General features: G+C 27.6%; 12 protein-coding genes and 1 other RNA gene. 8 read left to right on the forward strand and 5 right to left on the reverse strand.

Annotated elements, in window-relative coordinates:
* From ACRCZX_RS02165 to ACRCZX_RS02175, 3 genes are all read left to right on the forward strand, one after another.
* Positions 1-436 (forward strand): HNH endonuclease signature motif containing protein (locus tag ACRCZX_RS02165; RefSeq protein WP_438581302.1); only part of this gene is annotated, 436 nt, incomplete at its 5' end.
* A 400-nt stretch (positions 437-836) separates the two neighbouring features.
* Positions 837-1904, forward strand: a complete 1068-nt coding sequence (locus ACRCZX_RS02170; protein ID WP_438581303.1) for an aminopeptidase P family protein — start codon at positions 837-839, stop codon at positions 1902-1904.
* 138 nt (positions 1905-2042) lie between these two features.
* Positions 2043-3575 carry an AbgT family transporter gene (locus ACRCZX_RS02175; protein ID WP_438581304.1) on the forward strand — a complete coding sequence of 511 codons (1533 nt, stop codon included), beginning with the start codon at positions 2043-2045 and terminating at the stop codon, positions 3573-3575.
* A gap of 211 nt (positions 3576-3786) precedes the next feature.
* Here the strand turns inward: ACRCZX_RS02175 and ACRCZX_RS02180 are convergent, their stop codons facing one another.
* Positions 3787-4866 (reverse strand): SEC-C metal-binding domain-containing protein, encoded by a 1080-nt coding sequence (locus ACRCZX_RS02180; protein ID WP_438581305.1) that lies wholly within the window; start codon positions 4864-4866, stop codon positions 3787-3789.
* Positions 4867-4996: 130 nt separating this feature from the next.
* On the reverse strand, positions 4997-5176 hold the full coding sequence (locus ACRCZX_RS02185; protein ID WP_438581306.1) for an indolepyruvate ferredoxin oxidoreductase subunit alpha: 180 nt from the start codon (positions 5174-5176) through the stop codon (positions 4997-4999).
* 222 nt (positions 5177-5398) lie between these two features.
* Between ACRCZX_RS02185 and yfcE the strand changes: the two genes are divergently transcribed.
* Positions 5399-5944 (forward strand): phosphodiesterase, encoded by a 546-nt coding sequence (yfcE, locus tag ACRCZX_RS02190; protein ID WP_438581307.1) that lies wholly within the window; start codon positions 5399-5401, stop codon positions 5942-5944.
* A gap of 28 nt (positions 5945-5972) precedes the next feature.
* Here yfcE and lon read toward each other — a convergent pair whose 3' ends face one another.
* The gene (lon, locus tag ACRCZX_RS02195; RefSeq protein ID WP_438581308.1) at positions 5973-8348 is read right to left on the reverse strand and encodes an endopeptidase La; all 2376 of its coding nucleotides are present in this window, start codon (positions 8346-8348) and stop codon (positions 5973-5975) included.
* Positions 8349-8509: 161 nt separating this feature from the next.
* Here lon and ACRCZX_RS02200 point away from each other — a divergent pair, with 161 nt between their 5' ends.
* The 4 genes from ACRCZX_RS02200 (at position 8510) to ACRCZX_RS02215 (ending at position 13765) form a co-directional block, all read left to right on the forward strand.
* On the forward strand, positions 8510-10024 hold the full coding sequence (locus tag ACRCZX_RS02200) for a Ppx/GppA phosphatase family protein (RefSeq protein ID WP_438581309.1): 1515 nt from the start codon (positions 8510-8512) through the stop codon (positions 10022-10024).
* Positions 10025-10105: 81 nt separating this feature from the next.
* Positions 10106-12139: a polyphosphate kinase 1 gene (ppk1, locus tag ACRCZX_RS02205; RefSeq protein ID WP_438581310.1), complete on the forward strand. Its 2034-nt coding sequence runs from the start codon at positions 10106-10108 to the stop codon at positions 12137-12139.
* An 80-nt stretch (positions 12140-12219) separates the two neighbouring features.
* Positions 12220-12480: a hypothetical protein gene (locus tag ACRCZX_RS02210; RefSeq protein ID WP_438581311.1), complete on the forward strand. Its 261-nt coding sequence runs from the start codon at positions 12220-12222 to the stop codon at positions 12478-12480.
* A gap of 118 nt (positions 12481-12598) precedes the next feature.
* Complete coding sequence (locus ACRCZX_RS02215) at positions 12599-13765, forward strand: class I SAM-dependent rRNA methyltransferase (RefSeq protein WP_438581312.1); 1167 nt, start codon at positions 12599-12601, stop codon at positions 13763-13765.
* A gap of 73 nt (positions 13766-13838) precedes the next feature.
* Here ACRCZX_RS02215 and ssrA read toward each other — a convergent pair.
* Both ssrA and ACRCZX_RS02225 read right to left on the reverse strand, forming a co-directional pair.
* Positions 13839-14186: a transfer-messenger RNA gene (ssrA, locus tag ACRCZX_RS02220) on the reverse strand.
* A 45-nt stretch (positions 14187-14231) separates the two neighbouring features.
* The gene (locus ACRCZX_RS02225; RefSeq protein WP_438581313.1) at positions 14232-15569 is read right to left on the reverse strand and encodes an MATE family efflux transporter; all 1338 of its coding nucleotides are present in this window, start codon (positions 15567-15569) and stop codon (positions 14232-14234) included.
* Between the last annotated feature and the right edge of the window lie 13 nt (positions 15570-15582).

Consider the following 15582-nt stretch of genomic DNA (forward strand, 5'->3'; position numbering starts at 1 on the left):
TAGAAACAGAATAGGGAAACCTTCTGACAAAAAGTATAAAAAGTATAAGCTCCGCTATAAAGGGTACAACTTTAAAGTATGGAACGTAGCAAGCACTACAGTTTTCACGCTACAAGCTATAAAGTTTAAAATACCTAAATTATTTTCAGCGAAAAAGAAAGTTATGGATGTAGAAAAACAAATTGAGATAAACGAAATTGAAGACCCTCAAATAAGAGCAATCTTGAGAGTCAAAAGAAACTCAACTTGTGAAGTAACAGGCGAATATATAAAGGGAAATGACAACTTCTATGTTCATAGGCTAGTCCCAAAAGAACATGGAGGAAGTGATGACCTTGAAAATTTAATGTTACTAGATTCGTCATTCAAGACCTTACTGAAAAGTAGCAATAGAGAGGATTACTATAAAGACAATGAGAATTATGTAAGAATATAAAAAACAATTTCTAAATATAAATAAAATTTAAAATTATGATGGAACGCCGTGTGCGATGAAAGTCGCATGCACGGTGTGGAGCAGGGGAAAAGGTGGAGATAACTTCAAATCCTTACCTATTGCTATAAGAGGTAATTGGAATAATTGTAAAAGATTTTTATGAGAAATTTAAAGAGTTTAAAGCAGGAAAATGGAATGATATTTTAAAAAAAATAAATAAAGTTAATTATCTATTTGGGAAAAGAATAGATGTTGTATCTTTAGAGAAAAAAGAAAGTGGGGTAGCAGGAGATATATTAGAAGATGGAACTCTTGAGGTTTTTGTAGGTGATGAAATAAAAAAATATAATGTTGGATCAATTCATATATCTAAAAAATAATGTTATAAAGGAGTATTGTGATGAAATTAAAAAGATTAATTCAAGAAAAAAGTGTAGATGCTTTATTGATTACAAATTTGCTGAATATTAGATATTTTACAGGTTTTACAGGAACAACAGGAATAGCTTTAGTTATAGGTGAAAATAAATTTTTTATAACGGATTTTAGATATGTTTCACAAGCAATGGAAGAAGTTGAAAAAAAAGGATTCCAATTGATTTGTGAGAATATATCACCGTTAAAGAAAGTAGCGGAATTATTAAAGCAATTTAATGTAAAAAAGTTAGGTATTGAAAATCAGATGGTTACTTTAGAACAATTTAAATCATTTGAAAATAATTTCTCAAAAATAGAGTATATAAATTTAAATGATATTTTCACAAAGGAAAGAGAGGTGAAATCAGAAGAAGAGATTTCTATAATAAAAAAATCAATTAAAATAGCGGAAGAAGCTTTGGAAAAAACTATATATAGAATAAAAATTGGAATAAAAGAAAGAGAAGTAGCAGCAGAATTAGAGTATCAAATGAGAAAATTAGGTGCTTCAAAAGCGTCGTTTGATATTATAGTAGCCTCAAACGAAAGATCAGCTTTACCACATGGAGTAGCAAGTGAAAAAGTGATTGAAGAGGGATTTTTAACAATAGATTTTGGTTGTTTTTATAATGGATATGCATCAGATATAACAAGAACATTTTATGTAGGAGATAATCCAACAAAAAAACATTTAGAAATATACGAAGTTGTAAAAGAAGCAAATGAAAGAGCAATAAAAAAAGTCAGAGCAGGAATTACAGTTCATGAATTAGATTCAATTTCAAGAGATTTCATAAAAGAAAAAGGATATGGAGATTATTTTGGACATGGTTTAGGACATGGAATTGGATTACAAATACATGAATATCCAGGAGTATCTTTTAAAGCCGAAAATAAAGTGTTAAAAGAAGGAATGGTAATAACAATTGAACCAGGAATATATATACCTGGTTTTGGAGGGGTAAGAATAGAGGATGATATTTTGGTAAAAGAAGATTCTTGTGAAGTTTTAACATCATTAAAAAAAGAATTTAAAACATTAAAGTTATAAAGCTATATATCTCATTTATAAAACATATATAAAACAAATCTTTTCAATTTGGACAAAAGTATGATATTCTATAATTAAAATATTTTTTTGATCATTTTAATTATAAATAAAAATAATTTTTCAAAAACAGGGGGAAGTATGGATAAAGAATTGAGAAAAGATCAATTTCAAAAGAAAAGTTTTATTGATAAGTTTTTAAATGTGATTGAAAAAGGTGGGAATGCACTACCACATCCAGCAACATTATTTGGAATTTTAGCATTAGCAGTTATAATTATATCTGGAATAGGTAGTGTTCTAGGATGGTCAGTTAATTTTACTGGGATTAATAGACAAACAATGAAGACAGAAGAGATGTTAATAACAACTAAGTCTTTAATGACAAAAGAAGGTATAAATTATATATTTAATACAATGGTAAAAAACTTTACTGGATTTGCACCTTTGGGAACAGTTTTAGTTGCAATAATAGGAATAGGAATAGCCGAAAGATCTGGATTAATGGCTACTTTATTAAAAAAGATAGCATTGTCAACACCTAAAAAACTAGTAACAGTAATGGTTGTGTTTTTAGGAATAATGTCAAATGTTGCATCCGATGCAGGGTATGTAGTTTTACCACCTCTTGCAGCTTTGATATTTATGTCATTTGGAAGACATCCAATAGCAGGGTTAGCAGCTGCATTTGCAGGAGTATCTGGAGGATTTTCTGCAAACTTATTAATAGGAACAATAGACCCATTATTAGGAGGAATATCAACAGAAGCAGCTAGAATATTAGATCCAACATATGAAGTTTTACCAACTGCAAACTGGTATTTTATGATGGCGTCAACATTTGTAATAACATTTTTAGGAACACTAATAAATGATAAAATAGTTGAGCCAAGATTAGGAAAATATTTAGGTGAGAATTCAAGTGATTTCCAAGAAGTAACATCTTCTGAAAAAAAAGCATTGAAGTCAGCGGGAATAGCAACAATTTTAATGCTAATTTTATTAGTGCCAATTTATTTAGTTTTAGGAAAAAATTTCTTAGGAAACGGGTTAGTTCCAGTAATAGTTTTATTTTTTGCTTTACCAGGTTTAGCTTATGGTAAATCGATTGGTACAATAAAAAACGATAGTGATGTAATGCTAATGCTAACTAAATCAATGCAAGGAATGTCTGGTTATATAGTTTTAGTATTCTTTGCATCACAGTTTATAGCATATTTTGGATATACAAATTTAGGAACTATTTTAGCAGTAAAAGGAGCAAATTTCTTAGAAAGTGCTGGAATTGGTGGAATACCATTAATAATTGGATTTATATTAATCGTAGGATTCTTAAATTTATTTATGGGTTCGGCTTCTGCAAAATGGGCTATTTTAGCTCCAGTATTTATACCTATGCTTATGAGAATAGGTTATTCACCAGAATTTACACAATTAGCTTATAGAATAGGAGATTCAACAACAAATATAATCTCACCTCTAATGTCTTATTTTGCAATGATAATTGTATTTATGCAAAAGTATGATAAAAAAGCATCTTTAGGAACTTTAATATCAGTAATGTTACCGTATTCAATAGTTTTCTTAATTGGATGGTCAATTTTCTTGGCTGTTTGGATGATAAGTGGTCTTCCAATAGGACCAGGAGCTTCAATATTATTATCAAGATTTTAAAAAAATCGGAGTAATCCGATTTTTTTTTATAATATTATAAAAAAAATAAAAAAAAGCTTGCAATTTTCCGTTTTTTGACTTATGATTCAAGTATAGATTTTTCTTTCCTATCCCCCCTGGTAAGAAAAAATTAATATTACAGGCAAACCATAACAACCTAAAAAAGCTACTAGTCCCCCAACTAGTAGCTTTTTTATTAAATTTATATTATTTATTTTGAACAACATTTTTTATATTTTTTTCCAGAACCACAAGGACAATTATCATTTCTTCCTATTTTATTAACAGTTCTAGGTGGTTGATTTATTCCAAAAACATCAGTATAAGAATTTCCTTTTAAAACCCAAAGAGGTAAAGATTTAGAGATTCTTGTTAATAAAGCTATAAATATAGCTTCATCATTTGAATTTTTAAATACAACTCTAGTTTTTATATCATTAAGAATATTTTCTATAGAAACATTGTTCTTTAATCTATCAATAATAGTTGTGATTTCAAAACCGATTTGTGATCCTTCCAATTCGTAAGATATTAAAAGGCTTATTAAATCAGCAACATCTTGAGTTTTTTCAATAAAGAAATAGTTCCAGTAATTTTTATAATCGTCATTTGTTAAAATTTTATAATCTAAACTTTCATATTTTATAGTTTCATGTAAAATGTCTACAGGTTCAGAAACTGAGTCTGCAACGAAGTATATAATATGACTTCCAGAGTCTTCTAATTTTGATACAAATACATTTAATATCCATCTAGAATCTATGAAGTTGTGTATTTCTTTAAGTGACATATCATTAAATGTAGGAATTAATAATTCCAATAATTTATGTTCATCAATAACACCATAGAATCTAATCATTCCTAAGATTAACATTTCAAGTTCTTGATATTTGTCTATTAAAAGTTTATTTTCATCATTTATAGAGAGAGTTTTTATAGTTTCTATAAACCAATTAGATATTATATAATGGTTATTATCTTTTTCTTTAATAACACTTTTAGAAATAAATCCAAAGCTCTGTAAAGGTAATAGATATTCTTCAAATTCAAAGAATTCCTTTTCACTAATTAAGATGTTTTCATTATTAAATTGAGCTAAATAGTTTAATGTATCTTTAGAAAATATTTCTAAAAAGGTTTTAGAATCTTCTTTATAAGCTTCAATAATCTTCTCAATAATTTTTACTTTAATAGTGCTTTTAGCAATTTTAATATTAAATTTAGCTAAGATTTTAAAAAGATCATCTTTAAGTAGGTTATTTAAAGATTCAATTAAAAATTTGTCTTCCACGTTGGCCTCCAAGCATTTTTCTTATTATTATATCATAAAAATATAAAAATACAAAAGTGTAAACAAATTTGGTCTAGAAATTCAAAATTTACTAAAAAAAAGAGACCAAAAAAATTGATCTCTAGTAAAACTATTCAGCTGAAGCGATACATGAAACAGGACAAGCACCTGCACAAGCAGCACAATCAATACATTGATCTTCATCGATTCTTCTTTTTCCATCTTCAACTTCAGAAATGCAGCTAACAGGACAGATTGCTTCACAAGTTCCACATCCAATGCAGATATCTTCATTAATTCTATGAGCCATAATAACCTCCTAAAAATATTAAGTTTGAATATACAATGTGAATCTATATTCAACAAAAGTATACCATTTAGATATTTAAAAGGCAAGATTTTTTTGATTAAGTAAACTTACTTTTTTTAAGTATTGATATTATTATATATCATTTTAATAAATAAATAAATAAATCACTTCTTTTTTATAAAAAATTGATATATAATAATAAAAAATTTAAGGAGAGTTATTATGAAAATTTTTGTAATATCTGATATTCATGGTTCAAGTTATTTCTTAAAAAAAGCCTTAGAAGCTTATGAAAAAGAAAAAGCGGATTATATTTTGATTTTAGGTGATGAATTATATCATGGGCCAAGAAATTCTCTTCCACAAGATTACAATCCTAAAGAGGTTTCGGAAATTTTAAATAGATACAAACAAAAAATAATAGCAGTTAGAGGCAACTGTGATAGTGAAGTAGATCAAATGTTATTGGAATATCCTATGATGAGTGATTATACAATTTTACTAATGAATGGGAAAAGAATTTTTGCAACACATGGTCATATTTATAGTGAAGAAAAATTACCAAATTTATCTGAAAATGATATTTTTATTTATGGGCACACACATTTACCTGTAGCATATAAAAAAGAAAATATTTTTATATTAAATCCAGGTTCAATTACATTACCAAAAGGTGGAAATTTAAATAGTTATGGAATTTTTGAAAATGGTTTTTTTTATATAAAAAGTTTATTAGGAGAAACTATAAAAAAAATTGAATTAAAATAAAAATTAAGAGTGCTCGCACTCTTAATTTTTATTTTATAGCAGCTTTTAAAACATCTGTAAAATAGTCAACGTAATTAATAACTATTCCATTTTTCAAAAAGTCGGGAAGTCTATCAAAATCTTTTTTATTATCTTTTGGAAGAATCAACTCAAAAATGCCAACTCTTCGAGCGGCAATTATTTTTTCTCGAACACCTCCAATAGGCAAAACTTTCCCTGTTAGGGTTAATTCTCCAGTCATAGCAAGTCCTTTTCTAATAGGTGTATTATTTGCGAGTGAATAAAGAGCTAAAGCCATTGTAATACCAGCAGAAGGACCATCTTTCGGAGTTGCACCTTCTGGAATGTGTAAATGGATTTTATTTTTATCAAAGTAATCTTTAACTTCTATTGAAAAACTATTATCTTTAAAAATTAAAGATCTGATATATGAATATGCAATTTCGGCAGACTCTTTCATAACGTCTCCTAATTGTCCAGTTAATTTTAAGCCACTATCTTTATTACTAATACTAGTTGCTTCAATATATAAAGTTGCTCCTCCTAAAGAAGTCCAAGCCAATCCAAGAGTAACACCTGGAATTTCTTTTTCATAAAGTTCTTCAGTTGTGAAAATAGGAACTCCTAAATAAGATTCAATATTACTTTCACTTATTCGAATTTTGTCTGTATTTCCTTCTGCAATTTTCAGAGTAACTTTTCTCATGATTTTTTTGATACATTTATCTAAAGTTCTAACACCAGCTTCTCTAGCATATTTATCAATTATAAATTTTAGAGCATTTTTACTTATTGTAATCTCTTTATTATCTAAAGAGTGTGCTTTTAGCTGTTGAGGAATTAGATATTTTAAAGCAATTTGAAGTTTTTCCTCAAGTATATAACCTGAAAGATGTATAACCTCCATTCTATCCAACAGTGGTCTGGGAATTGTGTCTAATTGATTAGCGGTTGTAACAAATAAAATTTTAGATAAATCATACCTAATATCTAAATAATGATCTAAAAATTCTTTATTTTGTTCTGGATCTAAAACCTCTAATAGTGCAGAAGCAGGATCTCCTCTGAAGCTATTTCCAATTTTATCAATTTCATCTATCATTATAACTGGATTAGATGTTTGAACAAGTTTTAGAGACTGAACTATTTTTCCAGGCATTGCCCCAATGTAAGTTCTTCTATGACCTTTTATCTCTGCTTCGTCAATCATTCCACCAACTGAAAATCTATAAAAATTTCGATTTAAGGATTCGGCAATAGATTTACCAATTGAAGTTTTTCCAACTCCAGGAGGACCAACTAAACAAAGTATTGAACCATTAACATTTCCTGTTTTGATAACGGTACTTATAAATTCTAAAATACTGTTTTTAATATCTTCTAATCCATAGTGGTCTTTATCCAAAATTGATTTAGATTTTTTTATATCTAATCTGTCTTTTGAAAAAATACCCCAAGGTAGTTCAACAATAGACTCTATATAAGTTCGAGCAACATGATATTCAGGTGAACTTTGATCTAGAAGAGAAAGTTTTTCTAACTGTTCATTTACTATTTTTTCAGCTTCTGAAGATAGATGAATATGACTTATTTTTTCCAATATTTTATCTATAACAGTAGATTTTTCATCTTTTTCTAAACCGAGTTCTTGCTTTATTAGTTTTAATTGTTCTCTTAAGAAATATTCTTTTTGTTGTTTACTTACTTTATCATCAATTTGTCTTGAAATTTTGATCTGAAGCTGAGAAATTTCGAGTTCCTTTTTTAGCATAGTTAAAAGTTTTTGTGAGCGTCCATTTATATTGAATTCTTCTAAGAGTTCTTGTAAATCTTTAGCTTCTGCTTTTAACATAGAAGAAACAAAATCTATAAAAATACTAGGATGGTCATAAGAAGCTTGAGAAACTAAAAGTTTTAATTCTTCTTTTAAAATAGGATTTACTTCAAAAATTTCTTTTAATGATGTCATAATAGCAAGCATATAAGCTTTTAATTCAATAGAAGAATCACTTGTTTCCTTATTGTATTTAACTTTCCAACAAATTTTAGAATTTCCATTAATAACCTTTTTCTTTTTAAAACGCTCTATACCAAAAACAATAGCTTGAACAGAATCTTGTGATATTGATGTAACTTTATTTATTTTAACAACAGTTCCAACATCATATAAATTAGAATTGAAATAATCATCGTCATCAATATCTTTTACAAAAACTAATCCAATAAATCCATTGTAATTTTCTTCGGCATCTTTTATAGCTTTTAAAAAATATTCACCTGTAAAAGCTATAGGAGTTAAAATGTTTGGAAAAATAGGTCTTATAACAAGTGGAAGAATAGGAATGTCTTCAGGTAATAAATCTTTTATATTTATAAGGTCTGTAGAATTGTTGTTTGGACACATAATGGCCTCCCTGTAATTTATAATTATTTCTTAAATTAAGATTACATATAAAATTATCAATTTCCTTTTATAAATTCAAAATAAAATTTTAGAAATTTATTTTGAAAGGAAGAAGAGTAAAAAAATTGTAAAAACTTTTAAATTGAAGTGATGGAGGGAAAATGAACTCAAGAAAAAGAATATGTGTTATTGATATAGGTTCTAATTCAATCAGAATGGTTATTTATGAAATGTTTCCAAATAAAGCATTTGTTCCAATAGAAGATATAAAAGAAACAATAAGACTTGGAGAAGGAATAAATGATAAAAAAGAGCTGAAAGAAGAAAAAATAAATTTAGCATTGAAAACGATACAGTTATTTAAAAAGGTATGCTTAAGAAACAATGTGGATGAAATAATAGCCTTTGGAACAGCTGCTTTAAGAATTGCAACAAATGGTGAGGTTTTATTAAAAAAGATTCTGAAAACTACGGGAATAGATGTAATTATATTTAAAGGAGAGGATGAGGCATATTTTTCATTTGAAGGAGCAATCAATACTTTAGATATAAAGGATGGTGTTGTTGTTGATTTAGGAGGCTCGAGTTTAGAAATTGTTCATTTCAAAAATAGAGAAGCTTTAGATAGAATAAGTCTAAATTTTGGGGCAGTAACATTGTCAGAAATTGTAGATTTGAAAGGGAAATTAGGAAAAAAAGATGAAAATATTTTGAGAGAATTTATAAGAAAAAATCTTGAAAACGTAGATTGGAAAGATAAAATAAAAGGTTTGTCATTAATAGGAGTAGGTGGAACGGTAAGAAATATAGGTGGAATCCATTTGTATATGAACAACTATCCACTAGAACTTTTACATAATTATAAAGTTGATATTGATGGAGTTACTTCTATTGTAAATAGTTTGAAAGATATGAACTTTAAAGAAAAACAAGATATTCAAGGATTATCAAAAGCAAGAGCAGATATGTTTGTAGGAGCTGCAATAGCAGTTGAAGAGGTATTAAAATATTTTGAATTAGAAAATTTAATAATTAGTGGGTATGGAATTAGAGAAGGAGTTCTTTATGAGCGTTTAAGTGAATGCGGAAAAGTTATTGAAAAACCATTTGAAGATGGATTTAAAGATATAGTAGAAGTTTTGAATATCAATCACTTTGTAAAAGAAAAACAATATGAAATTTTTAAAAAAATATATTCAAAATTAGCTGAAAATTATAATTTTAAACTTGAAAATAAAAAGATTATAAAGCTAGTTACGTATCTTTATGACATAGGAAAAGTTATGAATTATGTCAACTATCCACTACATTCATCATATATGATTTTAAATCTAGGAATAAAAGGTATAGAACAAAAAGAGTTAATAGCATCGTCTCTTGTAGTGGCAAAAGGAAATAAAAAGTATAGAGACTTAGAGAAGTATAGAGACTTATTTAAAGACGAAGAAGTTGAAGAATTGATGATGCTTTCTAAAATTTTAAACATAACAAATATATTTTATGATAATTTATTGTTACAAGAAAATGACTTCGAGTTAGAAATAAGTAAAGATGAAATTGTTTTTTATATAAAATACAAAGAAGAAAACGATTTGAAAATTATAGATTTATTTATATCAGAAAAGAAATTTATAAATACATTTGATAAAAAATTAAAGTTTAAATTGAAAAATTAGAATGAAATATAAATAAAAACTATTCAGTGATCTATTTAATTTAGATATTGAGTTTATATCTCTAGAGGGAGAGGAAAAGTAATGAAATATAAAGAGAAAGATTTCTATAACAGAGAACTAAGCTGGATAGAGTTCAATAAAAGAGTATTATCAGAAGCGGAAGATCAAACTAATCCACTTTTAGAAAAGCTTAAGTTTTTAGCTATTGTAAGTTCAAATTTTGATGAATTTTTTAAAGTTCGAGTAGCAGGCTTAAAAGCTCAACATGAATCAAATCTAGAACTTAGAGATATAACAGGATATCTTCCAGAAGAACAGTTAAGTACTATAAAAAAAAAGGTTGCTCAAATAGTTAGTAAACAATATAAGTTATATAAATCTATAATGTTAAAAATTAGAGATGAAGGTGAAATAAATATTAAGAGTTATGAAGAGCTAACAGAAAAAGAGCTTTGTTTTATAGAGAATTATTATAAAGAAACTATTTTTCCAATATTAACACCAATGGCAATAGATATTTTTAGACCATTTCCTCATTTGAATAGTGGAGCTATAAATTTGATATTAAACGTCAAAGAAAAAGCGGGTATATCATTTGCTATAGTAGAGGTTCCTAGAGTTATAAATAGATTGATAAAGCTTCCAGATGCCAATAACTTTATTCTTCTTGAAAATGTTGTAAAAAATAATCTAGAAAAAATTTTTAACGGATATGAAATATTAGACGTTGGTTATTTTAGAATTACAAGGGATGAAGAATTGGCAGTTTATGATAGTAATGGTGCACAAGATCTTTTAATTGAAATAGAGAAAGAAGTGAAAAATAGAAAGTGGGGTAATCCAGTTAGGGTAGAGTATGCAGATAATTTATCTAAAAAAAGTTTGAATTTTTTAAAAAATAAAATTGAACTAGAAGAACAAAATTTTTATCATATTTTTGGACCACTAGATTTAAGTTTTCTATTGGGAATTCTAGAGATAGATGGAGTAGAAAAATTTAAATTTTTTAAAAAAAATCCAAAATATTATAAAGAGTTAGCAGGAGAAAATATATTTAAAGTTCTTACAGAAAAAAATATTCTGTTGAGACATCCTTTTGAAAGTTTCGAACATGTAATTGATTTAATAAAAACTTCAGCATTAGATCCAAAAGTATTGGCTATAAAACAAACTCTTTATAGACTTAGCGGAGATTCACCAATAATAAAACATCTTAAAAAAGCAGCAGAAAATGGAAAGCAAGTAACAGTTCTTGTAGAGCTAAAAGCAAGATTTGATGAAGAGAGAAATGTAAAATGGGCAAGAGAACTTGAAGAAGCTGGCTGCCATGTAGTTTATGGATTAAGTGGTTTAAAAACCCATGTAAAGTGCTTATTGGTTATAAGAAAAGAAAATGATGGAATAAAAAGATATATTCATTTAGGAACAGGAAATTATAATGACTCTACAGCTAAACTTTATGTAGATTATTCATTTTTCACTAAAGATGAGGATATGGGAATTGATGCAAGTAATCTTTTTAATAAGCTTACAGGCTTTTCAAAAATAGATGATTGGAAAAAACTTGTAGTAGCTCCAATTAATTTAAGAAATCATTTATACAAACTCATAGATCGAGAGATTGAGAATGTAAAAAGAAATATAGCTGGAAGAATAATAATTAAAATTAATGGACTTACAGATCAAGGAGTCATAGAGAAGCTTTATGATGCATCAAGAGAAGGAGTTGAGATAACTTTGATAGTTAGAGGAACTTGTTGCCTAAAAAGTGGGATAGAAGATTTAAGTAAAAACATCAAAGTTTACAGTTTAATTGGTAGACTTTTAGAACATGATAGGATATACTATTTTGAAAATAATGGAGCGGATGAACTGTATTTAGGAAGTCCTGATTGTATGAGAAGAAATTTAGATGGAAGAATTGAAATAATATTTCCTTTAGAAGATAAGCATAATAAAAAGAAAGTACTTCAACTTTTAAAGGATATTTTAAAAGATAATACAAAGTTAAGAGTGCAGAATAAAGATGGTAGTTATTCTCTAGTAAGTAATAATAATAAAGCAAAAAAACAAAAATATAACTATCAAGAATTATATTTAAATAAATATAATTAAAATAAAAATTCTTGACTTTTAAACTAAAGTTTTATACTATAGTATTATATACAAAATAAGTATGGATGGAGGAGTTAGTTATGAGAATTATGTTATTTACAACACCAACTTGTCAATATTGTGGACCAGCAAAAGAGTTAGTAGCGGCAGTAGAAGGTGTAGAAATTCTAAACGCTTTAGAAAATGAGGATTTAGCTACAATGTATGGAATAAGATCTGTACCGTGTTTAGTTGTAGAAAAATGTAGTGGAACACAATCATATGTAGGTTTAGATCAAATTGCTAAATTTATTGATGAAAAAGAGTCGTCAGCAGGATGTGGATGTAGCTGCGGGCATTAATTATTAAGCCATGTAAACAGATGTTTATATGGCTTTTTTTTTAGTTGTATTTTTATAAATATAGTTATATCATATAATGTAATATAACTATATTTTCTAAATAAAAGGATGTGACAAATTGAGTAAAGTTTTTATAAAAAAAGATAGAGAAAAAATGTGGTATACAGGTCATCCATGGATGTATTCAGGTGCAGTGGACAAAATAGAAGGAAACCCTATGGGTGGAAGTGTTGTAGAGGTTTATAATTATAAACAAGAGTTTATAGGATATGCACATTATAATAAAAATTCCAAAATAATGTTAAGAATGCTAGAAAAAAATATAGATAAAAAAATAGATTTAAACTGGTATTCTGAAAAAGTCAGAGAAGCATTTACTTTAAGAAAGATGGTAAAAATTGATAGTAATGCTTATAGATTGATTCATAGCGAATCAGATTCTTTACCAGGAGTTATAGTGGATAGCTTCGGAGACTATTTAGTAGTTCAAGCTTCAACTTTAGGAATGGAGAAAGATAAAAATATTTTAGTAGAAGCATTGAAAAAAGAGATACCTAATTTAAAAGGGATTTATGAAAAAAGTGAAGGTGATGGAAGAAAATTAGAAGGACTTCCAGAAATATCTGGAATACTTTTTGGAGAAGTTCCAGATGAAATTCAAATTTATGAAGGAAAATCTAAATTCACTATAGATTTAAAAGGACAAAAAACAGGTTTTTATTCAGATCAAAGAGATAATAGAGTTTTAATGGGAAGTTTATCTGAAGGTAAAGATTTTTTAGATGTATGTAGTTATACAGGTGGATTTTCTCTTCATGCAATGGTAAATGGTGCAAATTCATCAACTTTAATAGATGTGAGTGAAGATGTTTTGAATGTTGCTAGAAAAAATTTAAGCTCTTATGAAAGTGTTGAATTTATAAAGGGAAATATATTCAATGTTTTAAGAGACTTAGTAAAAGAAGGACGTCAATGGGATTTAGTAAATTTAGATCCTCCAAAATTAGCTCCAAATAGAAGAGATTTACCCAAAGCTTTAAAAGCTTACAAAGATATAATTTTAAACGGCTTAAAATTAACTAGAAAAGGTGGATTCCTTTCAATTTATAGCTGTAGTGGAGCTGTAACTAGTTCTGATTTAAGAATGGCTTTAGCATTTGCGGTTAAAGATGCAGGAGTTAGAGCTATAATAGTTAATCAACTACATCAAAGTCCTTGTCATCCAATTTCAGTAGCAGTTCCAGAAACAGAGTATCTAAAAGGATTCTTAGTAAGAGTAATATAAAAACAGCCACATTAATTTAATTAATGTGGCTGTTTTTATATTTTAACAACTAATGCTTAGTTGTTTTATTCATTGGTGGAGATGACGGGAATCGAACCCGTGTCCAAAATTGCAAGCGTTATAAGCTTCTACAAGCTTAGTTTGCTATTTAGCTTCGCGATAGTTACTCCCGCAAACAGGGCTAACTAAAGCTATCCTCTAAAATGTCCCCTATAGCTTAGAGAAATTACTTAGGGTAATCTGTATTTAAGTGACACCTTGATTGAACGCTCCTACAGAAGAGAATGTTCAGAGGTGAGCTGACATTATGCAGCTAAAGCGTAATTATTGTTTTCATCTAAATGATGAGTTAACCTCTCACAGCGGTCAACCTGGCCTGCTACTTATAACCTCACAACCCTGTCGAAACCTTTGCATCCCCAATTTATTCAATTATAAAGTATTATAGCATAGTTTTTCATTAAACTCAATTGTATATAGATATCTTTCTAATTTTTTTTCTAGCAAGATAAAACATTCCAATTGCAACTAAAGTATCTGAAATAGGAAAAGCAAGCCAAACTCCAATTTCTTTAAAAAAATATCCAAGAATATAAACTAATGGAATATTTAAAATCAAAATTCTAATTAAAAAAAATCTTGTTGCAAGACGACTTTCCTTTATAGATTGAAAAAAATTATTACATGCTAAAAATATAGCAGTAAAAGGCATTAAAAATAAATTTAATCTCATTGCAGAAACAGTAAAACGAACTAGTGTTGGATCGTTTTTAATAAAAAATTGAACTACCTCTTTTGTGTTAAAAAGTAATAATAAAATTAAAACTGTTGATACAGTGATAACTGTTATTAATTGAATTTTCAAAACTTCACGAACTCTTTTATAATTACCAGCTCCGAAAGTATATGAAATAATAGCAGCAGTTCCTTGATTAAAACCTTGTAAACTAGTGTTTAAAACACTTCTACAAATAGATATAATTCCAATAGCAGCAGTTGCAATGTCACCACCATATATTCCAGCTTGTCTATTAGTTACAGTTATAACGGATGACTGAAGAAGTTGATTATAAAACCTAGGACTTCCAATTTTAAATATTTCTTTTAAAATTTTAGGATTTAATTTCATATTTTTTTTAGAAAAACAAATAATATCAGATTTTATAAAATATAAAAGAATATATAGTGCACTAAGAGCAGTTGCAATAAGTGTAGCTATAGCAGCGCCACCAATTCCCATATCAAGTTTAATTATAAAAATATAATCTAACACAACATTAAATAAACCTGTGAAAATATTAACACCCATAGCTGTAATAGAATCTCCAATTCCTCTAACTAAACTACTTTGACCTAAAATAATTTGAAATGTAGTTATAGGTATTAAAAAATTTGTGTATTTAATAGCAGATGAAATATTATTAGGGCTTGCACCTAACAGTTTCAAAATAGGAATATTAAATGTGAAAAGAAATAGTGTTAAAATAATACCGATTATAAAAATCCATAAAAATCCAGTACAAAGAATTTCTTCAGCACCATTTTTATCTTTTTTTCCAAGTTTTGTTCCAATGATTATAGCAATACCAGAAAATGCAAAGCTAAAACTATTTATAATCATTGCATAAGGAAAAACAAGAGCAACAGCAGCCATACCTTCTCTACCAGCAACTTGCCCAATAAAGTATCTGTCTGTTAAAACACAGAGCATACCTATTACAGCTCCTAAAGAAGATGGAATACTAAACTTTAAGATTGTTGATAGAGTGCTTTCATTTTCAAATTTAGAACTTAAATTTTGCAATTAAACCACTCCT

It is taken from the genome of Cetobacterium sp. (genome assembly GCF_051658645.1).
In the GTDB taxonomy this organism is placed as follows: domain Bacteria; phylum Fusobacteriota; class Fusobacteriia; order Fusobacteriales; family Fusobacteriaceae; genus Cetobacterium_A.

Bases quoted from the DNA above. Each gene is read 5' to 3' on its own strand.
- ACRCZX_RS02185 (WP_438581306.1), bottom strand. From the start codon at position 5,176: ATGGCTCATAGAATTAATGAAGATATCTGCATTGGATGTGGAACTTGT.
- ACRCZX_RS02200 (WP_438581309.1), top strand. From the start codon at position 8,510: ATGAACTCAAGAAAAAGAATATGTGTTATTGATATAGGTTCTAATTCA.
- yfcE (WP_438581307.1), top strand. From the start codon at position 5,399: ATGAAAATTTTTGTAATATCTGATATTCATGGTTCAAGTTATTTCTTA.
- ACRCZX_RS02170 (WP_438581303.1), top strand. From the start codon at position 837: ATGAAATTAAAAAGATTAATTCAAGAAAAAAGTGTAGATGCTTTATTG.
- ppk1 (WP_438581310.1), top strand. From the start codon at position 10,106: ATGAAATATAAAGAGAAAGATTTCTATAACAGAGAACTAAGCTGGATA.
- ACRCZX_RS02175 (WP_438581304.1), top strand. From the start codon at position 2,043: ATGGATAAAGAATTGAGAAAAGATCAATTTCAAAAGAAAAGTTTTATT.
- lon (WP_438581308.1), bottom strand. From the start codon at position 8,348: ATGTGTCCAAACAACAATTCTACAGACCTTATAAATATAAAAGATTTA.
- ACRCZX_RS02210 (WP_438581311.1), top strand. From the start codon at position 12,220: ATGAGAATTATGTTATTTACAACACCAACTTGTCAATATTGTGGACCA.